The following is a 25,939-nucleotide window of genomic DNA, read 5'->3' as shown; positions in this document are numbered from 1 at the left end:
CCGCTCAGCTGTCCCGGTCGGCGGGGCGGGCGCCGGTGGCCCCGGCCCGGTCCTGGTCGGCCGACGGCGCGGCGTCCCGGGCCCCGGTGTCGGTGTCCCGGCCGTCGGCCGGGCCTGGCTCGCCGTCGGTCCCGGCCTCCACGCCCGGCTCGGCCTCCGCACCCGACTCGGCGCCGGCGCCCGGCTCGGCGGCCGCGTCGGGAGCGGCCGCGTCGGTCGCCGGCGGCTCCTCGTCGGGGACCACCCCGGTCTCCCGGTACGCGCGGAACTGCTCCTCGGTCACCACCCGGTAGCCCTCCGGGGCGACCGCCTGCGGACCGGCCTCCCGGGCGGCGAGGTCGACCTGCGACACGTCACCACCGGCGGGCGGGACCGGGGCGGCGGGGACACCGATCGGGACCAGGTACTCCCGGGGCCCCCGGACCCGCACGAAGTAGGCCAGCGCGCCGAGGAAGACCAGCAGCGCCGTCCACACGTTGAGCCGCAGGCCGAGAATGTGGTTGGCCTCGTCGGTGCGCATCAGCTCGATCCAGAACCGGCCGGCGGTGTAGCCCATCACGTAGAGCGCGAAGGCACGGCCCCGGCCGAAGCGCAGCCTCCGGTCGAGGAAGTACACCAGGGCGGCGACGCCCACGTTCCAGAGCGCCTCGTAGAGGAAGGTCGGGTGGTAGAGCCCCGGTTGCAGGACCGGATTGCCGGCGTCGTCGCGCAGCGCGTGCCCGGGGTTGTCCGGGTCCATCACGTGCACCTGAAGGCCCCAGGGCAGGCTGGTGCGGCCGCCGTAGAGCTCGTTGTTGAACCAGTTGCCGAGGCGGCCGACCGCCTGGGCCAGCGGCAGGCCGGGGGCCAGCGCGTCGGCGACCACGGTCAGCGGGATGCCGAGCTGCCGGGCCGCGATCCAGGCCCCGATCGCGCCGCCGGCGACGGCGCCCCAGATGCCCAGGCCGCCCTCCCAGATGGCGAACGCCTTGAGCGGCTCGCCGTGCTCGCCGAAGTACTTCTCCGGCGACGTGATCACGTGGTAGATCCGGGCGCCGACGATGCCGGTGGGCACCGCCCACACCGCGATGTCGAGCACCGCGCCGGGGGCGACGCCGCGCTGCCGGAGCCGGTACTCGGTCACCACGCAGGCCAGCACGATGCCGACGATGATGCAGAGCGCGTACGCCCGGATCGGAAGCGGTCCGAGCTGCCAGACGGCGGTGCTGGGGCTGGGCAGGGCCGCCAGTGGGGTGGTCATCGGGGCGAGGGTCACGGGTGCACACGGTACCGGTGCGGACCGTACTCGCGGCACCCCGGTCCGGTCGGGTTCGTCGCTCGGATGACTTCTGGTTTGCACCGTCGTACGCTCTTTGTCCATGAGCGCGCTCCGCTGGGCGGTCGCCGCGGTCGTCGTCGACCAGGCCGGTCGGGTGCTGCTCTGCCGGCAGGCCGGCGCCGGCCGCCGCTGGGCGCTGCCCGGCGGGCGGCTGCGCCACGACGAGAGCCCGCCGCAGGCCGCCGTCCGTGAGATCCGCGCGGAGACCGGCTGGGACGTGGAGCTCGTCGACCTGGTCGGCCTCTACCGGCTCGGCGTCCCGGACGCGCCCCCGCCACCGGCCGGCCACTGCGGCGCGCCGCCGGACGTGCTGGTCCACGTCTTCCGCGCCCGGGTACGCGCCGACGCTCCGGTGGCCACCCCGACGGCCGGCTGCCACCTCGACTGGCACCCGCCGGACGCGCTCCCGGAGGCGCTGACCCCGACCACCCGGGCCGCCCTCGCCGACGCCCTCGCCGGCCGGTCCGGCGTGCTGCGCCATCCCCCCGCGGAACCCTCCGCCACCCGCGGCGCGGAAGCCGCCCTCGGCACCGAACCGACCGGCGGTGCGGAACCGGCCAGGGGCGCGGAACCGGCCGGGGCGGACATTCCCGGCGGCGCGGACCCGAGCGGCGGCGCGGGCGCCCCGCCCGGTCAGCGCGGCCCCGGTACACGGCCGACCAGCCGGCGGTGACGCCGGCCGACGGCGATCGCCGCAGAGGCGAGGTCATCGGATTGCGCCTGTGGAGCTGATGTCGTGAGCGACTCAGTTGGCCGTCGCGTCGCTGTCCCGCGCTGCGCCGTCGCACCCGACCGCGCCGCCGCACCCTATCCGAGCTGGGCTTTTCCGTCAGGGACCGGAGGACGTGCGGGCGGGGGCGGGACCGCCCGCACCCCCCGCCGGCGCGATGCGATATCACCAACGACTCAGGTCCAAAGGAGCCTGAACAGCGATGTTCCGGACGACACCGCGGCGCTGCCGGTGTGGGACGAGGACCGGGTCAGCGGACCTGGTTGCGGACGCCCTCGGCGAGTTCGGCGCTCAGCGCCCGCAGGGCGGCCAGGCCGGCGGCCTGGTCCGGGGCGTCCAGCACGCAGCGGACCAGCGCGCTGCCGACGATGACGCCGTCGGCGTACCCGGCGACCGTGCCGGCCTGCGCGCCGGTGCCCACGCCGAGTCCGACGCCGACCGGCAGGTCGGTGACCTCGCGCAGCCGGGAGACCAGGATCGGGGCCGCCTCGGAGGTCTGCGCCCGGGCACCGGTGACCCCCATCAGCGCGGTGGCGTAGACGAAGCCGCGGCAGTGCTCGACGGTCATCCGCAGCCGGGCGTCGGTCGACGACGGGGAGACCAGGAACGTCCGGTCCAGGCCGTACGCGTCGGAGGCGGCCAGCCACTCGCCGGCCTCCTCGGGGATCAGGTCCGGGGTGATCAGGCCGGTGCCCCCGGCGGCGGCCAGGTCCCGGGCGAAGGCGTCCACGCCGTACTGCTCGATCGGGTTCCAGTAGGTCATGACGACCACCTGGGCGCCGGTGGCCGCGACCGCGTCGACGATGCGCAGCGCGTCGGCGGTCCGGACGCCCCCGGCCAGGGCGATGTCGCTGGCCTTCTGGATGACCGGGCCGTCCATCACCGGGTCGGAGTACGGGATCTCCACCTCGATGACGTCCACGCCCGCGTCGACCATCGCCTTCATCGCGGCGATGCTGCCCTCGACGGTCGGGAACCCGGCCGGCATGCAGCCGACCAGCACAGCCCGGCCGTCGGCCCGGGCCTTGTCGAAGGCGACCCCGATCCGGCTCACGATCTCACTGCTCCTTGTCGAGGATGCCGAAGTATCCGCCGGCGGTGTGCACGTCCTTGTCACCCCGACCGGACAGGTTGACCACGATGACCGGCTCCCGGCCCAGCTCGGCGGCGAGCTGCGGGGCGATCTTGAGGGCACCGGCGAGCGCGTGCGAGCTCTCGATCGCCGGGATGATCCCCTCGGTGCGGCAGAGCAGCTCGAACGCGGCCATCGCCTCGTCGTCGTCGACCGGCAGGTACGTCGCCCGCCCGGTGTCGTGCAGCCACGCGTGCTCCGGCCCGACGCCCGGATAGTCCAGGCCGGCCGAGATCGAGTGCGACTCGATCGTCTGCCCGTCCTCGTTCTGCAGCACGTACGTGCGGGTGCCGTGCAGCACGCCCGAGGAGCCGCCGGTGATGCTGGCCGCGTGCCGGCCGGTCTCGACGCCCTCGCCGCCGGCCTCGAAGCCGTACAGCCGGACCCCGGCGTCCGGGACGAAGGCGTGGAAGATGCCGAGCGCGTTGGAACCGCCGCCCACGCAGGCCGCGACCGCGTCCGGCAGCGCGCCGGTCAGGTCCAGGCACTGCTGGCGGGCCTCCACGCCGATGCCGCGCACGAAGTCCCGGACCATCTCCGGGAACGGGTGCGGGCCGGCGGCCGTGCCGATCAGGTAGTGGGTGGTGTCGACGTTGGCCACCCAGTCCCGCATCGCCTCGTTCATCGCGTCCTTGAGGGTCCGCGAACCGGTGGTCACCGGGATGACGGTGGCGCCGAGCATCCGCATCCGGGCCACGTTGAGGGCCTGCCGCTCGGTGTCCACCTCGCCCATGTAGACCACGCACTCGAGGTCGAACAGGGCGGCGGCGGTGGCGGTGGCCACGCCGTGCTGCCCCGCCCCGGTCTCGGCGATCACCCGCTGCTTGCCCATCCGCTTGGTGAGCAGCGCCTGGCCGAGCACGTTGCGGACCTTGTGCGCGCCGGTGTGGTTCAGGTCCTCCCGCTTGAGCAGGATCCGGGCCCCGGCGCGGGCGGAGAACCGCCGCGCTTCGTAGAGCCGCGACGGCGTGCCGGCGTAGTCGCGCAGCAGGGCGTCGAACTCGGCGAGGAACGCCTCGTCGGTCATCGCCTTGCGGTACGCCGCGTCCAGCTCGTCGAGCGCCGCGACCAGCGCCTCGGGGACGAACCGGCCGCCGAACCGGCCGAAGTGACCGGCGGCGTCGGGGACCTGGCCGGCGGGGGCCACGGCGTCAGCGCTCATCGCGGGTGTCCTCTCGAGACGTGTCGGGACCCGGCGCGGGTCAGCGCACCGGGCGGGGCGTGGCCGGGTGGTTGCCGGCGTTGACCAGCTCGGCGACCGCCTCGCGGGGGCTCTTCTGGGTGACCAGACCCTCGCCGACCAGGACCGCGTCGGCGCCCGCCGAGGCGTACCGGATGAGGTCGTGCGGGCCGCGCACCCCGGACTCGGCGATCTTGACGACGCTGCTCGGCAGCCCCGGCGCGATCCGCTCGAACACCGATCGGTCGACCTCCAGGGTACGCAGGTCGCGGGCGTTGACCCCGATCACCTGCGCGCCGGCCTCCAGGGCCCGGTCGGCCTCCTCCTCGGTGTGCACCTCCACCAGGGCGCACATGCCGAGCGACTCGATCCGCTCGAGCAGCCCGACCAGGACGTTCTGCTCCAGCGCGGCGACGATCAGCAGCACCAGGTCGGCCCCGTGCGCCCGCGCCTCGTGCACCTGGTAGCTGGACACCACGAAGTCCTTGCGGAGCACCGGGACCTGCACCGCGGCCCGCACGGCGGCCAGGTCGTCCAGCGACCCGCCGAACCAGCGCCCCTCGGTGAGCACGCTGATCGCCCGGGCGCCGCCGGCCGCGTACTCGCCGGCCAGGTCGGCCGGGTCGGCGATCTCGGCCAGCCGCCCCTTCGACGGCGAGGAGCGCTTGACCTCGGCGATCACGGCCACCCCGGGCCGGCGCAGGGCCGCGTACGCGTCCAGCGGCGGCGGGGCGGCGGCGGCCAGCTCCCGGATCCGCTCCAGCGGAACCTGCGCCTGTCGGCGCGCCACGTCCTCGCGGACGCCGGCCAGGATCTCGTCGAGCACGCTTGCGGACGCCGCCGACCCGGCGTCGTCCCCCTCCGCGTGCGCATGCTCAGCAGTCACCAACGGACTCCCCTCTCCGGGTGTCATGGGCCGATGCTAGGTGGCGCCACCTGGCGGCAAGTGCCGGGGGGTATGGCGCTCCTCACGAAATGGGCTGTGGCATGATGACCGACTTCTGGTGAACGTGGTGTCACGCAGCGCCACCGCGCCCCACGACGGGCGTCATCCGGACCGAGGCTCCGCCGTGCTGTGACCAAGCTCAAGGACGAACGGCCCTGCCCAGGTCGGGCCCGCTGCCGCACAGTTGACCTGCGCTTCATGGCGACGAAACGTGAGCCCGGAAGCATCATCCTCGGGCAGACTCGACGAGGCGCCTGCCAACCGTCGCCAACGATCTCGTGCGGGGTGACCATGAGCACCAACGGGCCGAACCAGACCATCGGACTCACCACCATCTCCCGGACCGTCGCGTCGCTCGCCGTCGGTGTGGTGCACACCCTCGAACGTGCCATGGCCGGCGACGGCCGGATGCGGACCGCCCGGGGCAACGCCTGGGAGGCGGTCTGCGCCGACCGGGCCCGGGCCGCGCAGCGCCGCGAACTGGACCGCCTGGTGGCCGAGCTGGCCGCCGCCCGGGCCGCCGCGCGGGAGCGCCGCGACGCCCGGGACACCCAGCCGGTCAGCTGACGGTCGGGTCCTCGCCGCGGTCGAGCGCCTCCCAGGCGTCCCGGGTGCCGCGTTCGACCGCCGGCCGGTCCGCCCGCGACGGCGCCGCCGAGCGGGCCGATCGCTCGTACCGGGCGCCCATCGCCGGCCAGTCGCCGCCGCGCAGCGCCGTGAACCCGCCGCCGGCCGCCGCGACCAACCCACCGGCCAGCACCAACGCCGGCCACTGCCGGCTCACCCCGCCCTCGGTCAGGCCGTAGCCGCCACCGGCCGCCACGGCCAGGCCGGCCAGGGCCAGCAGGGCCCCCAGCAACCGCCGGACCCGACCGCGGGTGGCCAGCACCGCGCCCCCGCCGGCCAGCCCGACCAGCGCCAGCGCGGAGACCCACGGAAGCAGGTCCGCGCCGGTGCGGGCGTGCCGCGTCGGCGGCAGCGACGCCCGGCTGGTCAGCTCGACCGACCAGGTCCGGGTCACCGCCCAGAAGGCCAGGCCCGCGCCGGCCAGGCAGAGCAGCACCGCGTACGTCAGCTCGCGCCGGCCCCGCGCGCCGGGCGACGGCGGCGCGGCGGCCCCGGTGGTGGGCCCGCTCATCGGCGCGCTCACCGGGCCGGCCGGAGGGTCTCGGCGGCGGCGATGGCGGCGAGCACGGCGGCGGCCTTGTTCCGGGTCTCCTGGTCCTCGGCGGCCGGATCGGAATCGGCCACCACCCCGGCCCCGGCCTGGACGTAGGCCCGGCCGTCGCGGATCAGCGCGGTCCGGATGGCGATCGCCATGTCCAGGTCGCCGCCGAAGCCGAAGTAGCCGACGGTGCCGCCGTAGAGGCCGCGCCGGACCGGCTCCAGCTCCTCGATGATCTCCATGGCCCGCACCTTCGGCGCCCCGGAGAGGGTGCCGGCGGGGAAGGTCGCGGCGAGCGCGTCGAAGGCGGTGCGGTCCGCGCGCAGCTCACCGACCACGGTGGAGACGATGTGCATGACGTGGCTGTACCGCTCGATGGTCGCGAACTCCGGGACCTCGACCGTGCCGGGGCGGCAGACCCGGCCCAGGTCGTTGCGGCCCAGGTCGACCAGCATGACGTGCTCGGAGCGCTCCTTCGGGTCGGCGAGCAGCTCGGCGGCGAGGCGGGCGTCGGCCTCCGCTGTGCCGCCACGCGGCCGGGTGCCGGCGATCGGGTGCAGCAGCGCCCGCCGCCGCCCGTCCGCGCCGGTGCTCACCTTGAGGTGCGCCTCGGGCGAGGAGCCGACGATGTCGAAGCCGTCGAAGCGCAGCAGGTACATGTACGGGCTGGGGTTGGTGGTGCGCAGCACCCGGTAGACGTCCAGCGGGTCGGCGTGGGTCGCCCGCTCGAAGCGCTGGCTGAGCACGATCTGGAAGCACTCGCCGGCCCGGATCGCCTCCTTGGCCGCCTCCACCGCCTTCGGGTAGCCGCCGTCCGGCGTCCGGCTGACCACGTCCCCGACCGGGGGCCGGGCAACCGTCGAGATCATGGGCGGAATCGGTCGGGACAGGGCGGTGGTCATCGCGTCCAGCCGCCCCACCGCGTGGTGGTACGCCGCCGCGACCAGCGCCGCCCGGTCCGGGGCGTCGAGCGGGGGCAGGACCGCGTTGGCGACCAGGATCGCCGAGCCGTCATAGTGGTCGAGCACCACCAGGTCGGTGGCGAGCATCATGCCCAGCTCGGGCACGTCCAGCTCGTCCTCGGTCAGCTCGGGCAGCCGCTCGAACCGGCGGACCAGGTCGTACCCGAGGTAGCCGACCATGCCCCCGGTGAGCGGCGGCATCCCGCTCGCCGGGTCCCAGGCCGGGCCGGCCAGAGCGGCGACGGTCTCCCGGAGCACCGTCACCGGGTCACCGGCGGCCGGTACGCCGGCCGGCGGCGCGCCGGCCCAGATCGCGGTGCCGTCCCGCTCGGTGAGCGTGGCGGCGCTGCGCACGCCGATGAACGAGTAGCGGGACCAGGCCATCCCGGCCGAGCCGACGCCCTGCTCGGCGGACTCCAGCAGGAAGGTGCCGGGGCCGCCGGCGAGCTTGCGGTAGACACCGACCGGGGTCTCCGCGTCGGCGAGCAGCCGGCGGGTGACCGGCACGACCCGCCAGCGGGCCGCCAGGTCGGCGAAGGTGCGCTGGTCCGGGCTGACCGTGCCGTCCGTCATGAGGTGGCCTCCGGGGAGCTGACCGGCAGCTCGGTGAAGAAACAGGTGCGCTGCCCGGTGTGGCAGGCGGCGCCGACCTGGTCGACGCTGACCAGCAGCGCGTCGCCGTCGCAGTCCAGGGCGACCGAGCGGACGTACTGGTGGTGGCCCGAGGTGGCGCCCTTGACCCAGTATTCCTGGCGGCTGCGCGACCAGTAGGTCGCCCGGCCGGTGGTCAGGGTGCGGTGCAGCGCCTCGTCGTCCATCCAGGCGACCATCAGCACCTCACCCGAGTCGTGCTGGCGGACCACCGCGGCGACCAGGCCGTCGGGGGTACGGCGCAGCCGGGCGGCGATCTCCGGGTCGAGGCGCGAGGGGCGGGCCGGGCCGGGGGCCGCGGCGCCGCCGGAGCGGGCGGAGGCGCCGGTCACCGGCGCGTCAGAGGCGGGCACGGTTGACCATTCTCCCGCACGCGGCGCCGGCACCGCCGTGGTGTCCCGGGAGGCGGGCGCTGGACCGTCCAGGGCCCGCCCCAGTTGCGCCAGGTAGCGGTCCAGCCGGCCGTCGACCAGGGCGTCCGCCAGGTCCGCGCCGCCCACCGCGGCGATCTCCGCGGCGTACGGGCGGATCAGCGGGACGATCCCGCCGACCAGCCGGCCGGCCGCGGCGGCCACCTCGGCGGTGGCGCCGGGCCGCAACCCGAGGCAGAGCAGCATGTCGTCGCGGTAGCCGGGCGGGGCGACCGGGAGGTCCAGCGCGGCGGCCAGGGCGGCCCGGCGGGACGTCACCCGGACCGACGGGTTGGCCAGCCGCAGCACGGAGGGGCAGAGCCGGGCGAGGTCGGCGGCGGCGAGCCGGACCCCGAGGGTGTCGTCGGCCCATCGGGCGCCGGCGACCTTGCCGAGGGTGGCGATCAGCTCCTCCAGCCGGGGCTCGTCGGCGGGCTGGCAGAGCACCGGCAGGTCGATCCGGCGCCGCCACTCGGGCACGGCCCAGATCAGCCGGGCCGGGGCGGCGACGGGCAGCCCGAACGCCCAGTCCGCCGGTTGCCCGAGCCGGCGTACCCAGGACCGGACGTCCCGGGCGGCCACCGAGACGTGCACCAGCCGCCCGCCGAACTCCGCCAGGTACGCCCGCCGCGCCGCGTACGGGGTGCCGGACGCGGGCGGGCCCGCCACCCCGGCGACCGGGGTGGCGGGCCGCTGCGGGTCCCCGGCGCTCCGCTCGTGGTCGGCCACGACCAGGACGTCCACGTCGACGTCGCTGTGCTCGGTGGCGGCCTGCCGGGCGTGGCTGCCGCGCAGCATGATGCCGACGACGGGGCGGTCGGCGGCCTGCCGGAGGCGGTCGGCCCACTCCTCCAGGAATGCGCCCTCCGGCAGCGGAGCGTGATCCACTGAGCCATCGTGCCGGACGTCCCATGCGTGTGGCAATGACCGATGCCGGACTCCGTGTCCGCCTAGTGCCCGACGGTTCGCATTCCTGCCTCGGTATACCTTTCCCCGGCCACCGCCCCGACCGGCACCGCCTCCCCCAGCCGGCTCCGCTGGTCCGGGGTCAGCCGGACGTCGGCCGCGGCCACGTTCTCCTCCAGGTAGCGGACCCGCTTGGTGCCGGGGATCGCCAGCACGTCCTCACCCTGGGCGAGCACCCAGGCCAGCGCGGCCTGGGCCGGGGTGCAGCCGATCTCGGCCGCCACCTCGCGGACCGCCTCGACCAGCTTGAGGTTGGCGTCGAAGTTGCCCTCGGCGAAGCGGGGCGCGCTGCGCCGCCAGTCGTCGGCGGCGAGCTGCTCCCGGCTGCTGATCGCCCCGGTGAGCAGCCCCCGCCCGATCGGCGAGTACGCCACCAGGGACACCCCCAGCTCCCGGCAGGTGGCCAGCATCTCCCCCTCCACGTCCCGGGTGAACAGGGAATACTCCATCTGCACCGCGGAGATCGGGTGCACGGCGTGCGCCGCACGCAGCGTCTCCGGGCTCACCTCGGAGAGGCCGATCAGCCGCACCTTGCCGGCCCGGACCAGGTCGGCCAGCGCGCCGACGGTCTCCTCGATCGGCGTGGCCGGGTTGCGCCGGTGCAGGTAGTACAGGTCGATGGTCTCCACCCCGAGCCGGCTCAGCGAGGCGTCGCAGGCCTCCCGCGCCCACGCCGCGCTGCTGTCCACGTACGCGCCGGGGGTGCCGGTGCCGCCGAAGCTTTCGCTCCGCGTGCGGTTGCCGAACTTGGTGGCGAGGAACACCTCGTCCCGCCGGGCCCGCACCACCGGGGCGAGCAGGCGCTCGTTCGCGCCGAGGCCGTACATGTCGGCGGTGTCGAGGTGGTTGACCCCGAGGTCGAGGGCGCGGTGCAGGGTCCGCGTCGACTCGGCGTCGTCGGCGCCGCTGTACGCGAAGCTCATGCCCATACAGCCCAGGCCGATGGCCGAGACCTCCGGGCCGGTCGCGCCCACGCGTCGCTTGATCATGACAGTTCCTCCTCCGCCCTGCGGTACGCGTCGATCTTGTAGTCGAGCACCTTGAGGTCCTCCTCCAGCTCGGCCATCCGGGCCAGCACCCGGGCGCGGTGCGCCTCGAAGAGCGCCCGCCGCGCGCCGAGCGTCCGGTCGCCCTGCCGGGCCAGCTCGGCGTAGCGGCGCATGTCCCGGACCGGCATCCCGGTCCGGCGCAGCCGGGTGAGCAGGAACAGCCAGTTGACGTCGGACTCGGTGTAGCGCCGGCGGCCGGAGGAGTCGCGCCCGACCGGGGCGACCAGACCCTCCTGCTCGTACCAGCGCAGGGTGTAGGTGGTCAGGCCGACCCGTTCCGCCGCCTCACCGACGGTGAGGCTCATCTCCCGCGTGCTGATGTCCACGTCCCCCAGGCTTCCAGTTGGAGCGCACTCGAAGTCAACCGTTGCGCGTACCGGCATAACTCAACTAGCGTTGAGTTCAACACATGATGAGTTTTCGGGAGGCGGGCATGGACGACGCGGTGTCGGTCCGTGACCTGGTGGTCGACCGGGGCGGGCGGCGGGTGCTCCAGGGCATCTCGTGCGCGGTGCCCAGGGGCACGGTCACCGGGTTGCTCGGGCCGAGCGGCAGCGGCAAGACCACCCTGATGCGCGCGATCGTCGGGGTGCAGACGGTCTCCTCGGGCACGGTCGCCGTGCTCGGCCGGCCGGCCGGCGCGGCCGAGTTGCGCCGCCGGGTCGGCTACCTCACCCAGGCGCCCAGCGTCTACGCCGACCTGACCGTCCGGGAGAACGCCCGGTACTTCGCCGCCCTGCACGGGCGGGACCACGCCCACGCCGACCAGACGGTCGCCGACGTCGGGCTGGCCGGCGCGGCCACCCAGCTGGTCGGCAACCTCTCCGGCGGCCAGCGCAGCCGCGCCTCGCTGGCCTGCGCCCTGGTCGGCGACCCGGAGCTGGTCATCCTCGACGAGCCCACCGTGGGCCAGGACCCGGTGCTCCGGGCCGACCTGTGGGCCCGGTTCCACGCCATGGCCGCGGCCGGCACCACGCTGCTGGTGTCCAGCCACGTGATGGACGAGGCGGGCCGCTGCGACCGGCTGCTGCTCATCCGGGACGGCCGGCTGGTCGCCGACGACACCCCGGCCGCGGTCCGCGCCACCACCGGCGTGGACGACCTGGAAGAGGCGTTCCTCCGGTTGATCAAGGCGAGCGAGCAGGAGGCCGACTCGTGAACCCGCACATCCTGGCCGCTACCACCGGGCGGATCCTGCGCCAGCTCCGGCACGACAGGCGGACCGTCGCGCTGCTCATCGTGGTCCCGACCGTGCTGCTCACGCTGGTCTACTTCATGTACGTCGACCAGCCGACCCCGCCGGGGCAGCCGACGGTCTTCGACCGGGTGGCGCTGATCATGCTGGGCTTCTTCCCGTTCATCATCATGTTCCTGGTGACCAGCATCGCCATGCTGCGGGAGCGCACCACGGGCACCCTGGAACGGCTGCTCACCACCCCGCTGGCCAAGCTCGACCTGCTCTTCGGGTACGGGATCGCGTTCGGCCTGGCCGGCGTGGTCCAGGCCACCATCGCCTCGGCCGTGGCGTACTGGCTGTTCGGCCTGACCACCGCAGGCAGCATCGGGCTCGTCATCATGATCGCCGCGATCAACGCCGTGCTAGCGGTGGCGCTCGGGCTGTTCTGCAGCGCCTTCGCCCGCACGGAGTTCCAGGCCGTGCAGTTCATGCCCGTGGTGGTCGCCCCCCAGTTGCTGCTCTGCGGGCTCTTCGTGCCCCGGGGCCAGATGGCCGGCTGGCTCCAGGCGATCAGCGACGTGCTGCCCCTGTCGTACGCCGTCGAGGCGCTCCAGGAGGTCGGCGCGCACGCCGAGCCGACCGGGACGATGTGGCGGGACGTGGCGATCGTCGCCGGGGCCGCGCTGCTGGCGCTGGTGCTCGCCGCGGCCACGCTGCGCCGGCGCAGCGGCTGATGGCGCGGCGCACCGGCCGGCGGCCCGGCAACCCGGGCACCCGCGAGGCGATCCTCGCGGCGGCCCGGGAGGCGTTCGCCGAGCGCGGCTTCGACGCCGCCTCGATCCGGACGATCGCCACGGCCGCCGGCGTGGACCCGGCGCTGGTGCACCACTACTTCGGCACCAAGGAGGAGCTGTTCCGGGCCACCGTGTCGATCCCGGTCGACCCGGCCGAGCTGCTGCCGGGCGTGCTGGCCGGCGGCCGGGACGAGGTCGGGGCGCGGCTGGTCCGCACCTTCCTGGCCGTCTGGGACTCCCCGGTCGGCACCGCCGCGGTGGCCCTGCTCCGCTCGGCGGTGAGCAACGAGTGGACCGCCCGGCTGCTGCGCGAGTTCCTGGTCACCCAGGTGCTGCGCCGGGTCCTGGACCACCTCGACCTCGACCCGGCCGAGCTGCCGCTGCGCGGCGCGCTGGTCGGCACCCAGATGGCCGGCCTGGCCATGATGCGGTACGTGATCCGCCTCGAACCGGTCGCCTCCGCCGACCCGGACACGCTGGTCGCCGCGGTCGGCCCCACCATCCAGCGCTACGTCACCGGTGACCTCGGCCCGACCACCCGGCGCTCCGTCACCGGTGACCCGCGCGGTTGAGCGTGCGGGCAGTGGAGGTGGAGTCTCCTCGTCGCCTTTGGAGCTGATATCAGGAACGACTCGCCGCAGCCCGCCAGGGGCCGTGGCGAGCCGTCGCGCGCGGCGTCGGGGCCGGCCGATGAGTCGTTGCCGATATCAGCTCCAAAGGCGGCAGCGACCCGGGTGCCACCTCGAACATGACGGCCGGCTCCGCACGCCCGGTCGCGGACGGCCGGCCGCCGGCGCCCCCGTCAGCGGGTCTGCTCGAGCCAGGAGGCGTACAGCAGGGCGTAGACCGAGTCCGCGTCCTTCACCAGCTCGTCGTGAGGGCCGCGCTGCACGATCCGGCCCCGATCCACCACGATCACCTCGTCGGCCGCCTGGGCGGTGGAGAGCCGGTGGGCGATGGCGAGCGTGGTCCGGCCCCGGGTCACCGCGTCCAGGGTGCGCTGGAGGCGTACCTCGGTGGCCGGGTCGACCGCGCTGGTCGCCTCGTCGAGCACCAGCAGGTCCGGGTCGGCGACGTACGCCCGGGCCAGTGCCACCAGCTGCCGCTCCCCGACGCTGAGCGCCTCGCCGCGTTCCCCGACCGGGGTCTCCAGCCCCGCCGGCAGCCCGTCCAGCCAGTCGGCCAGGCCCAGCTCGCCGAAGGCGGCGGTGAGCTCGGCGTCGGTCAGCTCCGGACGGGCGAAGCGGACGTTCTCCCCCACCGTGGTGTCGAAGAGGAAGCCGTCCTGCGGCACCATCACCACCCGCGAACGCAGCGACTCGAACCGCACCTGGCGCAGGGACACGCCGGAGAGCAGCACCTCCCCCTGGGTCGGGTCCATCAGCCGGGTGAGCAGCTTGGCGAAGGTGGTCTTGCCGCTGCCGGTCTCGCCGACCACCGCCACCCGGCTCTTCGCCGGAATGTCCAGGGTCACGTCGTGCAGCACCGGCGGCCCACCCGGGTAGGCGAAGGTCACCCCGGCGAACCGGATGTCCAGCGGGCCGGGCGGCAGCTCCCGCCCCTGCTCGCCCGGGTCGGCCACGTCCGGCGCGACGTCGAGCACGTCCAGCACCCGGCGCCAGCCGGCGATCGCGTTCTGCGCCTCGTTGAGCACCTCCGTGGCGATCTGGACCGGCTGGATGAAGAGCGTCACCAGGAACAGGAACGCGGTGAGCTGGCCGATGGAGAGCGTCCGGTCCACGCCGAGGTTGACCCCGACCACCACCACGCCGGCCAGGGCCAGGCCGGCGGCCAGCTCCCCCACCGAGCTGCCCAGGATGCTGATCCGGATCGCCTTCTGCTGGGCCTGCCGCTGCCCCTCGATCGCCGCGTCCAGCCGCCGGGCGGTCCGCCCGGCGATCCCGTACGCCCGGATCACCGGCGCGCCCACCACGCTCTCGCCGATGGTGCCGAGCAGAGTGCCCATCCGCTGCCGGACCAGGCCGTACGCGCCGGCGAGGCGGCGCTGGAGCAGCCGGATGACCAGCACCGCCGGGGCGAACGCCGCGAGCACCACCAGGGTCAGCTGCCAGGAGTACGCGAGCATCACCGCCGTGGTGACCACGAGCTGACCCAGGTTGACGATGAGGATCACGCCGCCCCACTGGAGGAACTGGGTGATCTGGTCGACGTCGCTGGTGACCCGGGAGACCAGCGAGCCGCGCCGCTCGGACTGCTGGTGGAGCATCGACAGGTCGTGCACGTGCCGGAAGGCCCGGGTGCGCACCCCGGCGAGGGCGGTCTCGCTGACCGTGAAGAGCCGCCGCATCATCAGGTAACCGCAGGTCGTGGTGATCGCCAGCACGGCGGCGGTGACCACCACGGTCAGCGTGACCACGTCCAGGTCGAGCCCGCCGACGATGCCGTGATCGATGCCGCGCTGCACGGCCACCGGCACGGCGACCCGGCCGATCATGTAGACCAGGGCCAGGCCGAGCGTGCCGGCCAGCCCGGTCCTCAGCTCCGGGGAGAGCGCCAGCCCGCGCCGCAACGTACGCCAGGTCGACTCGGTCTTCGGTTCCGCCGCCACGGTGGTGCTCACCGGTCAACCTCGACTTCCAGGCCGGAGGTCAGCGGGGTGACCTCGTCGTACGTGTGCTTCTGCTCGCGTTCCTGCTCGGCCTGTTCGTACGCGGTGACCAGGTCGGCGTAGCCGGGCACGGTGGCGAGCAGCTCGGCGTGCGTGCCCCGGGCCAGCACCCGCCCCTGCTCGACGTAGATCACCTCGTCGGCGAGCGCGATGGTGGCCCGCCGGTACGCGACCACCAGGATCGACGCGGGCGCGGCCCCGTCGGCCGGAGCGCGCAGCCCGGCCAGGATGGCCGCCTCGACCCGGGGGTCGACGGCGCTGGTGGCGTCGTCGAGCACCAGCAGCCGGGGCCGGCCGGCGAGCGCCCGGGCCAGGGTGAGCCGCTGCCGCTGCCCGCCGGAGAGCGAGGTGCCCCGCTCGCCGACCATGGTGTCCAGTCCGTCGGGGAGGGCGGCGACGAAACCGTCCGCCTCGGCCAGCCGCAGCGCCGCCCAGACCTCGTCGTCGCCGATGCCGGGCCGGTCCAGGGTGATGTTGGCCCGGACGGTGTCGTCGAAGACGAACGGCACCTGGGCGACCAGGGCCACGGTTGAGGCGAGCGAGGCGGCGGTCAGCTCCCGGACGTCGACGCCGTCCAGGGTGACCGTGCCGGTGCGCGGGTCGACCAGGCGTACGGCGAGGGAGGCGATGGTGGACTTGCCCGCCCCGGTCGGCCCGACCAGGGCGACCGTCTTCCCGGCCGGCACCGTGAAGGTCACCTCGCCGAGCACCTCCGTGCCGGGCAGGTGCGCCTCGGCCGGCTCGTAGCCGAAGTGGACGTCGTGGAAGGCGAGGGTGGCCGGCGTCGGGGTGGCCGGGTCGAGGGTCCGGTCGCCGTACGGCATCTCGCCGGTGGCGTCCAGGACCCGGCGCACCCGGTCCCAACCGGCGACGCTGCGCGGCAGTTCGGCCAGCACCCAGCCGATCGCGCGGACCGGGAAGGCCAGCACGGTGAAGAGGAAGGCCACGCTGACCAGCTCGGTCACGCTGATCGCGCCCTGCCGCAGCCGCACCGCGCCGACCACCAGCACGGCCAGGGTGCCCAGGCTGGGCAGGGTCTCCAGCATCGGGTCGAAGACGCCGCGCAGCCTGCCGACCGCGATCAGCGCGTCGCGCAGCTCCCCGGCGCGGGCGGCGAACCGGGCGGTCTCCTGCGCCTCGCGGCCCATCGTCTTGACCACCAGGGCGCCGTCGAAGCTCTCGTGGGCGATGCCGCTGACCTCGGCCCGCAGCCGCTGGGCGCGGGCCTGACGGGGGGCCATCCGGCGGGAGTAGACCACGTTCAGCGCGAAGAGCGCCGGGAAGACCGCCAGGCCGACCAGGGCGAGCGCCCAGTCGGTGAGGAAGAGCGAGACCACCGCGCCGACCAGCATCACCAGGGTGCCGACCGCGAACGGCAGCGGCGCGATCGGGTACCAGGCGGCCTCCACGTCCGAGTTGGCGTTGGAGAGCAGGGTGCCGGTCGCGTTGCGGTGGTGCCAGGCCAGCGGCAGGTCGAGGTAACGGCGGGTGACCCGGCGGCGGTAGGCCGCCTGGAGCCGGTACTGCATGTAGCCGGCGCCGAGCCGGCGACCGAAGATGCCGACCACCCGCAGCACGCTGATCCCGAACAGCGCGGTGGCGGCCAGCGCGAGCGCGCCGCCGGTCACCGAGCCGCGGGCGATCGCCGGCACCACCACCTTGCCGACCACCCCGCCGACGACGTACGCGCTGGCGATGACCATGAGGCCGAACAGCACGCTGCCGGCCACCGCGACCGCGAAGATCCTCGGTTGTTCCCGGATGGCCTGGCCGAGCACCCGCAGTCCTCTGCCGAGGACGTCCCGACTTGTCCCGCTCGCCAACGCTCTCCCCCGCCGTAAGCCGCAATTTTCTCCCTCATCCTTACCGCTCGACGCCAGCTCCGCCGACCCGGCCCGGGTATGTCCACCGTCACGTCGCCCCGCGACCGCCCCGACCAGGGCGGGTCGCCGCGCGACCGTCCGGCGGGACGCCGGTGCCGCCGGACCGGCCGCGCCAGGTCCACCGACGGGCCGCGACGCGCCTACGATCGGAGGATGCCGCGGTACGCCCGATCGGAGCGCGAGGCGCTCGCCGACCTGCTGCTGGAACTGGGACCGGACGCGCCGACGGTCAACGAGGGGTGGACCACCCGGGACCTGGCGGCGCACCTGCTGGTCCGGGAGCGCCGGCCGGACGCCGCGGGCGGCATCCTGCTGCCGGTGCTGCGCCGGCACGCCGAGGCGGTCCGCCGCCGGGTGGCCGCCGGCCCGTACGCGCAGCTGGTGGACCGGGTCCGCCGCCCGCCGGTGTGGAGCCCGCTGAGCAACCCGCTCACCGACGAGTTGGTGAACACGGTGGAGTTCTTCATCCACCACGAGGACGTACGCCGGGCGCAGCCGGGGTGGCTGCCCCGCGACCTGCCGGCCGGGTTGCAGGCGGTGCTCTGGAAGCGGGCCGCGCTGCTGGCCCGGCTGGCGCTGCGCCGCTTCCCGGCGGACCTGCTGGTGCAGGGGCCCGGCTTCGGCGAACTCACCGTCGGCCGGCGCGGGGAGCGGCTGCGACTGGTGGGCGCGCCCGGCGAGCTGATCCTGTTCCTCTCCGGACGGCAGCGGGTGGCCCGGGTGCAGGTGGACGGTCCGGCCGCGCCTGCCGAGCGGCTGCGCGCGGCCGACCTGGGCTTCTGACCGGAGGTACGGAATCGGTCAGGCGGAAGATGTGAAAAGCAAATCACCCAGCGACACCGGCCGATCGCGAGTGCCGTACGCTCCTGCCCGCCGCCACACCCCGGGCGGCGGGACAAGGGAGCACGGATGCGGAGCTTCGCCGTCTCGGCACTGCGCGAACCCCCCTTTCCGGCCGGCCGGCACGCCGCCGCCGACCTGGTCGCCGCGGAGAGCGCCGGATGGGTACGCGAGTTGGGACTGCTCGACACCCCGGCCGGCCTGCGCCGGTTGAGCGGCGCCAACCCGGCGGAACTGGCCGCCCGGGCCTGCCCGGACGGGCCGGTGGAGCGGCTACGGCTGCTCACCGACCTGATCTCCTGGCTGTTCGTGATGGACGACGCCTGCGACGAGGACGGGCTGGGGGCCAGCCCCACCCGGCTGGCGCCCACGGTGGCACGGCTGCTGGACGTCCTGGACCGGCACGGCGACCCGGCCGCGCCGGCGCCGGCCGACACCGGGCCGCTCGGCGTCGCGCTGGACGACCTCTGCCGGCGGGTCCGCGCCCGGCAGCGGCCGACCCTGCTGCTGCGCCTGGTCAGCCAACTGCGCGAGTACCTGCTGGCGCTGCTCTGGGAGGCGGCCAACCGGGAGCAGCGCCGGGTGCCCGGGGTGGCCGAGTACGTGCAGATGCGCCGGCACACCGGCGGCGTCCGGCCCAGCTTCACCCTGACCGACCTGGCGCACGACGGACTGCCGGCGCCGGGCCGGCGGGCCGACCCCGCCCTGGCCGCCCTGGACGCCCTCGCCGCCGACCTGATCTGCTGGTGCAACGACCTCTTCTCCTACGGCAAGGAGCGGGACACCGCGCCGGACGCGCACAACCTGGTCGTCACGATCGCGGCCGAGGGCGGCCGGGACGAGGAGGCCGCGCTGCGCGCGGCGGCCACCCGGTTCAACGACGGCCTGGCCGCGTACGCCGAGCGGGAGGCGGCGCTCGCCGCAACCGGCGACGAGGCCGTCCAGGCCTTCCTGACCACCCGGCGCAACTGGATCCGGGCCACCTACGACTGGTCGCTGGCCGCCTCCCGGTACGTCTGATCGGCGTTCCACGGGCCGGGACACGGATCGTCGCAGGTAACGAGGGCTAGCCGCTGCCCGGGTACAGGCCATACTCTTCGGTAACCGCAGAATGGCGTGACCCCCATCACGTCCCTCCACCGTTGAAGGCGGCTACAGCGATGGCTCTCGATGTACCGTACCGTTCCATCCCCGACATGTTCCTCAAGCGCGTGGCGGACACCCCCGATCGGCCAGCGTTCGCCCACCCCGCCCCGGACGACTCGGGACCGGTCTGGCTGAGCTGGGAGCAGGTCGGGCAGCGCGCCAAGGCGGTCGCCGCCGGGCTGCACGGCCTCGGCGTCGGCCTGGAGGACCCGGTCGCGATCCTGGCGAACACCCGGCTCGACTGGGTGATCGCCGACTTCGGCATCATGTGCGCCGGCGGGGCCACCACCACCGTCTACCCGACCACGGAGCCGGAGGACGCGACGTACATCATCGCCGACTCCGGGTCGAAGGTGCTCTTTGCCGAGAACCCGGCCCAGGCGGCGAAGATCGCCGGGGCGACCCTCCCGGCGCTCACCCACGTGGTGCTCTTCGACGGCGAGCCGGACCCGGCCGCCGCCGTTCCGCAGCTCACCCTGGCCCAGCTGGAGGAGCACGGCACCCAGGCGCTGGCGAACGAGCCCGACCTGATCGACATGCTGGTCGCCGGCATCGGCCCGGACCACCTGGCCACCCTGATCTACACCTCCGGCACCACCGGCCGGCCCAAGGGCGTCGAGCTGCTGCACGGCGGCTGGTGCTGGGAGGGGGTGGCGCAGGCCGAGCTGGGGCTGCTGCACGCCGACGACCTCCAGTACCTCTGGCTGCCGCTGTCCCACTCGTTCGGCAAGACGCTGCTCTGCGGGGCCACCCACGTCGGCCTGCCCACGTACGTCGACGGCCGGATCGACAAGCTGGTCGACCTGCTCGGGGTGGTCCGGCCGACGCTGATGTGCGGCGCGCCGCGGATCTTCGAGAAGGTCTACAACCGGGCGATCACCACGGCCCGGGACGCCGGCGGCGCGAAGGCGAAGATCTTCGCCTGGGGCGTCGCGGTGGGCAAGGAGAAGGTCGCCCTGGAGCAGGCCGGTCAGCCGCTGCCCATCGGGCTGCGGCTGAAGTACGCGCTGGCCGAGAAGCTGGTCTTCAGCAAGCTGCAGCAGCGGCTCGGCGGCCGGATCCGGGTGCTGGTCTCCGGCTCCGCGCCGCTCAGCAAGGAGATCGGCACCTTCTTCGCCGCCGCCAACCTGCCCATCTCCGAGGGGTACGGCCTCACCGAGACCAGCGCCGGCAACTTCGTCAACCCGCCGGGCGGGCTGCGCATCGGCACGGTGGGCAAGGCGATGGGTGACCTGGAGTGCCGGATCGACACCGACGGCGAGATCCTGGTCCGCGGCCGGCCGTTGATGCGCGGCTACCACAACCTGCCCGAGGAGACCGCCGCCGCGTTCACCGAGGACGGCTTCTTCCGGACCGGGGACATCGGCAGCCTCGACGACGACGGCTACCTGCGCATCACCGACCGGAAGAAGGACCTGGTCAAGACCTCGGGCGGCAAGTACATCGCGCCGTCGCACATCGAGGGCATGTTCAAGGCCATCTGCCCGTACACCTCGCAGGCCGTGGTGATCGGGCAGGCCCGCAACTACTGCACCATGCTGGTCACCCTGGACCCGGACGCGATCAAGGGCTGGGCCGCCGGCGGTCCGCTCGAGGGCCGCGACTACACCGACATCGTCACCTCGCCGGAGGCGCAGGCGATGGTGGAGGGCTACGTGGCGGAGCTCAACGCCAAGCTCAACCGCTGGGAGACGATCAAGAAGATCACCATCCTCCCGCGCGACCTCACCATCGAGGACGGCGAGGTCACCCCGTCGCTGAAGATCAAGCGCCGGAGCGTGGAGAGCAACTTCGCCGCCGAGATCGAGAAGATGTACGCGGGCACCCTCGCCGAGCTGTAGCGGATCCGTAGCGGCCGGCGGCCGTGCCCCACCGTCCCGGGGCACGGCCGCCGGCTCGTCCCCGCCGGGCGGTCACAGGTGGTCGCGGCGCCAGCGGCTCTGCTCCTCCTCGACGGCGAACTGCTCCTCGAGGGCGAGCTGCCGGACCTGTCGGCGCCGGCCGTCCTCGCTCATCGTCTCCACCCCGATGGCGACCAGGAGCAGCGCCGCCAGCAGGATCAGCGCGACCAGCTCGGGCAGCACCGCGCCGAGCGGGGCGACGCCGGCGAGCGCGAGCACCGCCACCAGCAGCGGCCAGCACACCCGGCGCAGCGCCGCGAACGCGCAGGCGGCCACGCTGAGCAGGTACAGGGCCACCCCGCCGTAGAGGACGCTGATCCAGAAGCCGCCCAGCGGCTCGCCCCACGGCGGCGTGTTCGGCGCGGCGGCCTCGGCGAGCAGGTCCTTGAGGCCGAGGGCGAAGAAGATGACCCCGGCGATCAGCGGCAGGTGCAACAGGGTGTAGACGTCCCGGGCCAGGTGCAGCCGGGCGGCCGGGTCGCGGGCGTGGTGCAGCGCCTGTTCCATGGCGAACGCCAGGGTGTCGAAGTACGCCCACCAGAGCATGGCGGCCACCGCGATGCCGAGCACCGCGGCCACCGCCACCGGCAGGGTCAGCGGCAGGTCGGTGAAGAACTTCGCCCCCAGGCCCAGCGCGATGATCGACTCCCCGAGCGCGAGCAGCACCATCAACGCGTGCCGTTCCGCCCAGTGCCCGGCCGAGACCACCACCCACCACGACCGGCCCAGGATCACCCCGCCCACGTACTCGACCAGCAACGCCACGGTCCAGAGGGCGAGCTGGAGCGCCTCGCCCAGCGGCCGGTCGGCCAGCCGCTGCGGCACCGTGCCGGCCACCACCAGCAGCACCGTGGTGAGCAGGGGCAGCACCAGGCGCGGCAGGAGCGAGCGGCGCCGGGCCGGATCGGCGCGGTCCACCCAGGCGAAGACGGCGAACTGGGCGACCCGGATCACGAAGTAGCAGCCGGCGAAGACCAGCGGACCGTGCAGTCCGCCGGGCCGGTCCACGAACGCCCCGGGGAGGCTCAGCACCAGCAGGAAGGTGGCGGCCACGGTGACGAAGCCGACCACCGGCAGGATCCCCTGGTCGGTCCGGACGCCGTTGCCGACCCGGGCGAAGCCCGTCCAGCACCACCAGAGCAGCGCGAGCACCAGCAGGCAGCGGTACAGGTTCAGCGGGGTGGGGGTGCTGGCGGTCAGGCTGGTGACGTTGATGAACGCGAAGACGAAGACCAGGTCGAAGAAGAGCTCCAGCCGGGTGGTCCGGGAGCCGGGCGCGCCGCGCTGGACGACGTTCGACCACCGGCCCCCGGCACCGTTGCCCACCCGGGCAGTCTGTCAGCCGCCGGGCCGGCCAACAGCCGGAAACGAGCAGCTCACGCGGGCGGCGAACCGGCGGCGACCCGGCCGGGCGGCCCGCCGGCGCCGTGCTCGTCGAGGAACTCGTCGCGCAGCGCCCGGCGGGCCGCCCCGAAGAGCACCACCTCGGCGACCACCATCCCGGCGCAGACCAGCGCGAGCAGCGCCAGGGCGGCCAGCGCCGGCAGGTGGTCGGCCACCGGCAGGAGCACCACCAGCAGCGCCATCGCCGCCACCCGGGGCCAGTTCACCGAGCCCATGTTGCGCAGCCGGAAGCCCAGGTGACCGAGCAGGTAGAGGATCACGCCGCCGTAGAGGGCGAGCAGGCCCAGCCCGTGCAGCGGGTCGGTGAGCCGGTGGTGGGTGACGTCCCCGACGTACCCGAGGACCTTCTTGAACCCGAGGGCGAGCAGGATGATCCCGGCGACCATCGGCAGGTGCAGGTACGTGTAGGAGTCCCGGCCGATCGCGGCCCGCTCGGCGCCCTGCGCCCGGGCCAGCACCCGCTCGGCGGCGATCGACACCACGTCGAAGTACGCCCACCACAGCGCGGCGGCCACCGTGAGACCGAGGAACGAGGCCACGATGATCGGCCAGGAGATCGGTAGCGCGGTGATCCCGACGCCGATCGCGACCAGGGACTCGCCCAGCGCCACGATGATGATCAGCCCGTGTCGCTCGGTCCAGTGCGCGGCCGAGTAGATCTGCCATCCTTTCGCGCCGATGGCCATGATGCCGCCGTAGTCGATGGCGAGGGCGAGCACCCAGAGCAGGGTCCGCAGCGCGCCGATCCGGCCCGGGTCGTCGGTGAGCTGCTGGGGCGCCAGCGCGGCGGCGAACAGCAGGGTCGCCCCGCCCAGCATCGGCAACGCAGCCCGTAGCACCTGCCGGCGTAGCCCGTCGTCACCCCGGGCGGCGTGCCAGTAGATGACCAGGTGCAGCACCCGGACGGCCAGGTAGCAGGCGGCGAAGACCACCGGGCCGGACAGCCCGCCGCGCAGGTCGACGAAGGCCTCCGGAATGGTCGCGGCGACCACGAACATGGTGGCCATCACCGCGAACAGGGCCACCCGGACCACGCCCTCGTCGGCGCGGACGGTGTTGCCGAGCCAGGCGTAGCAGCACCAGCACCACCAGAGCAGGGCCAGCACCAGCAGGCCCCGGCCCAGGCCGGCCCAGGTCAGGTCGGTCGCCATCAGCGCGGTCACCTGGGTGAGCGCGTAGACGAAGACCAGGTCGAAGAAGAGTTCGAGCGGGGTGACCGAGGCGCCCTCGGTCATCACCCGCATCCGTGCCGTGCGCCGCGTCCCGTTCGTCACGGCGCACAGTCTGGCAGCCGGGCGCCCGCCCCGGCATCTCGCGGCCCGCGCGGCCCCCGGCGGTCACGCGATGACCGATGGCTCCCGCCACTGCGGACGGCCGGTCCGGTCCAGGTCGTACCGGACCGCGGCGAGCCGGCCGACGGCCTCGACCAGGTCCGCGGCGGGCAGGGTGAAGGGCAGCCGCAGGAACCGCTCCAGGGTGCCGTCCAGCCCGAACCGGGGCCCGGGCGCCAGGCGTACGCCGACCTCCTCGGCGGCCCGGGCCAGGGCGCTGGAGATGGGGCCGTCCAGCTCCGCCCAGAGCGTGACGCCGCCGCGCGGCGCGGTGACCCGCCAGTCGGGGAGCCGCTCGGCGAGCGCGCCGACCAGGGCGTCCCGCTGGGCGGCGAGCTGCGCCCGGCGGGCGGCCACGATGACCGGCGCGTCGGCGAGCAGGTGCACCGCGACGAGCTGGTCCAGCACCGGGCTGGCCATGTCGACGCCCACCCGGGCGGCGGCCAGCCGCTGCACCTGGGGCGCGGACGCGCGGACCCAGCCGATCCGCAGCCCACCCCAGTAGGGCTTGCTCATCCCGCCGATGCTGATCACCCGGGAGTGCCGGTCGAAGGTCGCGACGGGCGGGGGCAGCTCGGTGCCGTCCAGCGGCAGGTCCACGAAGGACTCGTCGATGACCAGGTCGGTCCCGGCCGCGTGGGCGGCGCCGACCAGCCGCTCGCGCAGCTCGGTCGCCATCAGGTGGCCGGTCGGGTTCTGGAACTCCGGGATCAGGTACGCCAGCTTGGGCCGGCCCTGCCGGATGCTGCCCAGCAGCAGGTCGGCGTCCCAGCCGACGCCGTCGGCGGCGAGGCCGTGGGTGGTGATCCGGGCCCGGCGGGCGGACAGGGCGGCGAGCGCGTTGGGGTAGGTGGGCGACTCCACCAGCACCCCGCCGCCGGGCGACAGGGCCAGCCGCAGCACCAGGTCCAGCGCGTGCTGGGTGCCGCTGGTCACCATGATCTGTTCCGGACTGGTGGGCAGCCCCCGGTCGGTGTATGACCGGGCCACCGCCTCGCGCAGCTCGATGATGCCGGTCGGGTGGTACCCGGCCCCGCCCAGGTAGCGCGGCAGGTCCTCGGCGGCCGCCCGGGCCGCCGGCACGAGCTCGGGCGGCGCGGCGAGCGCGGCCACCCCGAGGTCGATCATGTCCCGGTCGTCCAGCGGGGTCCACAGGCCGGTGCTGGCCACCCGGTGGGTGCCCGGGAGCATGGTCCAGCTGCCGGCGCCCCGCCGGCTGGCCAGGTGGCCGCTCTCCCGCAACTCCCGGTAGGCGGCGGTGACCGTGGTCCGGCTGATCCGCAGCGCCTCGGCCAGTTCCCGCTCAGCCGGCAGGCGTACCCCGAGGGGGAGCCGGCCGTCGGCGAGCAGGCCGCGCACGGCGGCGGCGAGCGCGGCGTAGTCGGGGCTGCGCCGGCGGCCGGGGAGGGCGTGCCACTGCCCGAGGAGGCGAGCCAATTGGACGCCACGTACCTGGCTCGTCATGGCCACCCCTCCCGAATTGGCTCTGTAATGACCGAGATTGGCCTCTAGGGTGGCATGCATGGCAGCGATTGGCAATCTCCGGCACCGGCCCGCCCGACGACTGACGCAGCTCTACGCCGGGCTCACCCTCTACGGCGTCAGCATGGCGCTGATGGTCCGGTCCGGACTCGGCCTCGACCCGTGGGACGTCTTCCACCAGGGCCTGTCCCGGCAGACCGGGCTCTCCATCGGCACCGTCACCATCGCGGTCGGCGCCCTGGTCCTGCTGCTCTGGATCCCGCTGCGGCAGCGGCCCGGCCTCGGCACGGTCAGCAACGTCGTGGTGATCGGCCTGGTGGTGGACGCCACCCTGGCCCTGCTGCCGGCCGGCGCCGGGCTGCCGGCCCGGATCGTCCTGCTGGTCGTCGGCATCGTCGCCAACGGCGCGGCGACCGGCCTATACCTGGGCGCGGCGCTCGGCCCCGGCCCGCGCGACGGCCTGATGACCGGGTACGTCGCGCGCCGCCCGGGCCGTTCGATCCGGCTGGTCCGGACCACCATCGAGGTCACCGTGCTGGCCCTCGGCTGGCTGCTCGGCGGCACCGTCGGCCTCGGCACCGTCGCGTACGCGCTGGCCATCGGGCCGCTCGCGCAGCTGTTCATCCCGCTCTTCGCGGTGCCCGCGCAGCCGGTGACGCCGGCGGTGGAGCCGGCCGTCGGCTGCGCGCCGCGCCCGGCTGGTGAGGCGGCCTGACCGCCCACGGCGCGGCCGGTCCGGGTACGCAGCGTCACCGCGGGCCGGCCCACCGCCACGGGATGGGACGGGTGCCCCCGCGCTGAGCTGCGGCGACGTCCAAGGGCGAAACCGGGTGTTTTCTCCGC

The 25,939-nt window shown here is 74.5% G+C and carries 23 protein-coding genes and 1 pseudogene; 9 read left to right on the top strand and 15 right to left on the bottom strand.

What is annotated here, in order from left to right:
• Positions 1-4: 4 nt before the first annotated feature.
• The gene (lgt, locus tag ACGFI9_RS17815; protein WP_393179072.1) at positions 5-1,240 is read right to left on the bottom strand and encodes a prolipoprotein diacylglyceryl transferase; all 1,236 of its coding nucleotides are present in this window, start codon (positions 1,238-1,240) and stop codon (positions 5-7) included.
• A gap of 118 nt (positions 1,241-1,358) precedes the next feature.
• Between lgt and ACGFI9_RS17810 the strand changes: the two genes are divergently transcribed.
• The gene (locus ACGFI9_RS17810) at positions 1,359-1,991 is read left to right on the top strand and encodes an NUDIX hydrolase (protein ID WP_393179071.1); all 633 of its coding nucleotides are present in this window, start codon (positions 1,359-1,361) and stop codon (positions 1,989-1,991) included.
• A 307-nt stretch (positions 1,992-2,298) separates the two neighbouring features.
• Here ACGFI9_RS17810 and trpA read toward each other — a convergent pair whose 3' ends face one another.
• The 3 genes from trpA to trpC are packed head-to-tail and all read right to left on the bottom strand — an operon-like array spanning position 2,299 to position 5,186.
• The gene (trpA, locus tag ACGFI9_RS17805) at positions 2,299-3,102 is read right to left on the bottom strand and encodes a tryptophan synthase subunit alpha (RefSeq protein ID WP_393179070.1); all 804 of its coding nucleotides are present in this window, start codon (positions 3,100-3,102) and stop codon (positions 2,299-2,301) included.
• Between the two features lie 4 nt (positions 3,103-3,106).
• Entirely contained in the window at positions 3,107-4,342 is a 1,236-nt protein-coding gene (trpB, locus tag ACGFI9_RS17800) for a tryptophan synthase subunit beta (protein WP_393179069.1), read from the bottom strand.
• Positions 4,343-4,382: 40 nt separating this feature from the next.
• Positions 4,383-5,186, bottom strand: coding sequence for an indole-3-glycerol phosphate synthase TrpC (gene trpC / locus ACGFI9_RS17795; protein WP_393179369.1), 804 nt, complete (start codon positions 5,184-5,186; stop codon positions 4,383-4,385).
• A 411-nt stretch (positions 5,187-5,597) separates the two neighbouring features.
• Between trpC and ACGFI9_RS17790 the strand changes: the two genes are divergently transcribed.
• Positions 5,598-5,873 (top strand): hypothetical protein, encoded by a 276-nt coding sequence (locus ACGFI9_RS17790; protein ID WP_393179068.1) that lies wholly within the window; start codon positions 5,598-5,600, stop codon positions 5,871-5,873.
• On the opposite strand, the gene ACGFI9_RS17785 is transcribed toward ACGFI9_RS17790, so the two are convergent.
• The 6 genes and pseudogenes from ACGFI9_RS17785 to ACGFI9_RS17760 all read right to left on the bottom strand — a co-directional run bounded on the left by ACGFI9_RS17785 (position 5,866) and on the right by ACGFI9_RS17760 (position 10,835).
• Positions 5,866-6,444: a Trp biosynthesis-associated membrane protein gene (locus ACGFI9_RS17785; RefSeq protein WP_393179067.1), complete on the bottom strand. Its 579-nt coding sequence runs from the start codon at positions 6,442-6,444 to the stop codon at positions 5,866-5,868. The two genes, ACGFI9_RS17790 and ACGFI9_RS17785, sit on opposite strands and share 8 nt — an antisense overlap.
• 8 nt (positions 6,445-6,452) lie before the next feature.
• Entirely contained in the window at positions 6,453-8,006 is a 1,554-nt protein-coding gene (locus tag ACGFI9_RS17780) for an anthranilate synthase component I (RefSeq protein WP_393179066.1), read from the bottom strand.
• Entirely contained in the window at positions 8,003-8,437 is a 435-nt protein-coding gene (gene hisI, locus ACGFI9_RS17775; protein ID WP_393179367.1) for a phosphoribosyl-AMP cyclohydrolase, read from the bottom strand. Before hisI ends, ACGFI9_RS17780 begins: the two co-directional genes overlap by 4 nt.
• 180 nt (positions 8,438-8,617) lie before the next feature.
• Positions 8,618-9,292 (bottom strand): annotated as a pseudogene (locus ACGFI9_RS17770) (phosphoribosyl-AMP cyclohydrolase); the annotation flags it as partial.
• Positions 9,293-9,444: 152 nt separating this feature from the next.
• Positions 9,445-10,449 (bottom strand): aldo/keto reductase, encoded by a 1,005-nt coding sequence (locus ACGFI9_RS17765; protein ID WP_393179064.1) that lies wholly within the window; start codon positions 10,447-10,449, stop codon positions 9,445-9,447.
• Positions 10,446-10,835, bottom strand: a complete 390-nt coding sequence (locus ACGFI9_RS17760; RefSeq protein WP_393179062.1) for a MerR family transcriptional regulator — start codon at positions 10,833-10,835, stop codon at positions 10,446-10,448. Before ACGFI9_RS17760 ends, ACGFI9_RS17765 begins: the two co-directional genes overlap by 4 nt.
• A 107-nt stretch (positions 10,836-10,942) precedes the next feature.
• On the opposite strand from ACGFI9_RS17760, the gene ACGFI9_RS17755 reads away from it, so the two are divergent.
• Genes ACGFI9_RS17755 through ACGFI9_RS17745 form a run of 3 tightly spaced genes read left to right on the top strand, consistent with a single transcriptional unit; the run spans position 10,943 to position 13,052 of the window.
• Positions 10,943-11,668: an ABC transporter ATP-binding protein gene (locus tag ACGFI9_RS17755; protein WP_393179060.1), complete on the top strand. Its 726-nt coding sequence runs from the start codon at positions 10,943-10,945 to the stop codon at positions 11,666-11,668.
• Positions 11,665-12,420, top strand: a complete 756-nt coding sequence (locus tag ACGFI9_RS17750; RefSeq protein ID WP_393179058.1) for an ABC transporter permease — start codon at positions 11,665-11,667, stop codon at positions 12,418-12,420. Before ACGFI9_RS17755 ends, ACGFI9_RS17750 begins: the two co-directional genes overlap by 4 nt.
• Positions 12,420-13,052 carry a TetR family transcriptional regulator gene (locus ACGFI9_RS17745; RefSeq protein WP_393179056.1) on the top strand — a complete coding sequence of 211 codons (633 nt, stop codon included), beginning with the start codon at positions 12,420-12,422 and terminating at the stop codon, positions 13,050-13,052. Before ACGFI9_RS17750 ends, ACGFI9_RS17745 begins: the two co-directional genes overlap by 1 nt.
• A 230-nt stretch (positions 13,053-13,282) precedes the next feature.
• Here the strand turns inward: ACGFI9_RS17745 and ACGFI9_RS17740 are convergent, their stop codons facing one another.
• Both ACGFI9_RS17740 and ACGFI9_RS17735 read right to left on the bottom strand, forming a co-directional pair.
• Positions 13,283-15,061: an ABC transporter ATP-binding protein gene (locus tag ACGFI9_RS17740; protein ID WP_393179054.1), complete on the bottom strand. Its 1,779-nt coding sequence runs from the start codon at positions 15,059-15,061 to the stop codon at positions 13,283-13,285.
• A complete protein-coding gene (locus ACGFI9_RS17735; RefSeq protein WP_393179052.1) occupies positions 15,058-16,932 on the bottom strand; it encodes an ABC transporter ATP-binding protein in 1,875 nt (624 codons plus the stop codon). The genes ACGFI9_RS17740 and ACGFI9_RS17735 overlap by 4 nt, the downstream gene beginning before the upstream one ends.
• A 213-nt stretch (positions 16,933-17,145) precedes the next feature.
• Between ACGFI9_RS17735 and ACGFI9_RS17730 the strand changes: the two genes are divergently transcribed.
• The 3 genes from ACGFI9_RS17730 to ACGFI9_RS17720 all read left to right on the top strand — a co-directional run bounded on the left by ACGFI9_RS17730 (position 17,146) and on the right by ACGFI9_RS17720 (position 20,819).
• The gene (locus tag ACGFI9_RS17730; protein WP_393179050.1) at positions 17,146-17,775 is read left to right on the top strand and encodes a TIGR03085 family metal-binding protein; all 630 of its coding nucleotides are present in this window, start codon (positions 17,146-17,148) and stop codon (positions 17,773-17,775) included.
• Between the two features lie 126 nt (positions 17,776-17,901).
• Positions 17,902-18,852 carry a terpene synthase gene (locus tag ACGFI9_RS17725; protein WP_393179048.1) on the top strand — a complete coding sequence of 317 codons (951 nt, stop codon included), beginning with the start codon at positions 17,902-17,904 and terminating at the stop codon, positions 18,850-18,852.
• 140 nt (positions 18,853-18,992) lie between these two features.
• On the top strand, positions 18,993-20,819 hold the full coding sequence (locus ACGFI9_RS17720) for an AMP-dependent synthetase/ligase (protein WP_393179046.1): 1,827 nt from the start codon (positions 18,993-18,995) through the stop codon (positions 20,817-20,819).
• A gap of 72 nt (positions 20,820-20,891) precedes the next feature.
• On the opposite strand, the gene ACGFI9_RS17715 is transcribed toward ACGFI9_RS17720, so the two are convergent.
• From ACGFI9_RS17715 to ACGFI9_RS17705, 3 genes are all read right to left on the bottom strand, one after another.
• Positions 20,892-22,205, bottom strand: a complete 1,314-nt coding sequence (locus ACGFI9_RS17715) for a low temperature requirement protein A (protein WP_393179045.1) — start codon at positions 22,203-22,205, stop codon at positions 20,892-20,894.
• A 50-nt stretch (positions 22,206-22,255) separates the two neighbouring features.
• Positions 22,256-23,557: a low temperature requirement protein A gene (locus tag ACGFI9_RS17710; protein WP_393179044.1), complete on the bottom strand. Its 1,302-nt coding sequence runs from the start codon at positions 23,555-23,557 to the stop codon at positions 22,256-22,258.
• 63 nt (positions 23,558-23,620) lie between these two features.
• Positions 23,621-25,078 (bottom strand): PLP-dependent aminotransferase family protein, encoded by a 1,458-nt coding sequence (locus tag ACGFI9_RS17705; RefSeq protein WP_393179043.1) that lies wholly within the window; start codon positions 25,076-25,078, stop codon positions 23,621-23,623.
• 58 nt (positions 25,079-25,136) lie between these two features.
• Here ACGFI9_RS17705 and ACGFI9_RS17700 point away from each other — a divergent pair, with 58 nt between their 5' ends.
• Positions 25,137-25,811: a YitT family protein gene (locus tag ACGFI9_RS17700; protein WP_393179042.1), complete on the top strand. Its 675-nt coding sequence runs from the start codon at positions 25,137-25,139 to the stop codon at positions 25,809-25,811.
• Positions 25,812-25,939 lie beyond the last annotated feature (128 nt).

Source organism: Micromonospora sp. NPDC048930 (assembly GCF_043197935.1).
Taxonomy (GTDB): Bacteria; Actinomycetota; Actinomycetes; order Mycobacteriales; family Micromonosporaceae; genus Micromonospora.
Note: the sequence above shows the minus strand (reverse complement) of the source record. Positions and strands in the feature narration are given on the sequence as shown.

Bases quoted from the DNA above. Each gene is read 5' to 3' on its own strand.
- lgt (WP_393179072.1), bottom strand. From the start codon at position 1,240: ATGACCACCCCACTGGCGGCCCTGCCCAGCCCCAGCACCGCCGTCTGG.
- ACGFI9_RS17810 (WP_393179071.1), top strand. From the start codon at position 1,359: ATGAGCGCGCTCCGCTGGGCGGTCGCCGCGGTCGTCGTCGACCAGGCC.
- trpB (WP_393179069.1), bottom strand. From the start codon at position 4,342: ATGAGCGCTGACGCCGTGGCCCCCGCCGGCCAGGTCCCCGACGCCGCC.
- ACGFI9_RS17790 (WP_393179068.1), top strand. From the start codon at position 5,598: ATGAGCACCAACGGGCCGAACCAGACCATCGGACTCACCACCATCTCC.
- ACGFI9_RS17785 (WP_393179067.1), bottom strand. From the start codon at position 6,444: ATGAGCGGGCCCACCACCGGGGCCGCCGCGCCGCCGTCGCCCGGCGCG.
- ACGFI9_RS17780 (WP_393179066.1), bottom strand. From the start codon at position 8,006: ATGACGGACGGCACGGTCAGCCCGGACCAGCGCACCTTCGCCGACCTG.
- ACGFI9_RS17765 (WP_393179064.1), bottom strand. From the start codon at position 10,449: ATGATCAAGCGACGCGTGGGCGCGACCGGCCCGGAGGTCTCGGCCATC.
- ACGFI9_RS17755 (WP_393179060.1), top strand. From the start codon at position 10,943: ATGGACGACGCGGTGTCGGTCCGTGACCTGGTGGTCGACCGGGGCGGG.
- ACGFI9_RS17745 (WP_393179056.1), top strand. From the start codon at position 12,420: ATGGCGCGGCGCACCGGCCGGCGGCCCGGCAACCCGGGCACCCGCGAG.
- ACGFI9_RS17730 (WP_393179050.1), top strand. From the start codon at position 17,146: ATGCCGCGGTACGCCCGATCGGAGCGCGAGGCGCTCGCCGACCTGCTG.
- ACGFI9_RS17725 (WP_393179048.1), top strand. From the start codon at position 17,902: ATGCGGAGCTTCGCCGTCTCGGCACTGCGCGAACCCCCCTTTCCGGCC.
- ACGFI9_RS17720 (WP_393179046.1), top strand. From the start codon at position 18,993: ATGGCTCTCGATGTACCGTACCGTTCCATCCCCGACATGTTCCTCAAG.
- ACGFI9_RS17705 (WP_393179043.1), bottom strand. From the start codon at position 25,078: ATGACGAGCCAGGTACGTGGCGTCCAATTGGCTCGCCTCCTCGGGCAG.
- ACGFI9_RS17700 (WP_393179042.1), top strand. From the start codon at position 25,137: ATGGCAGCGATTGGCAATCTCCGGCACCGGCCCGCCCGACGACTGACG.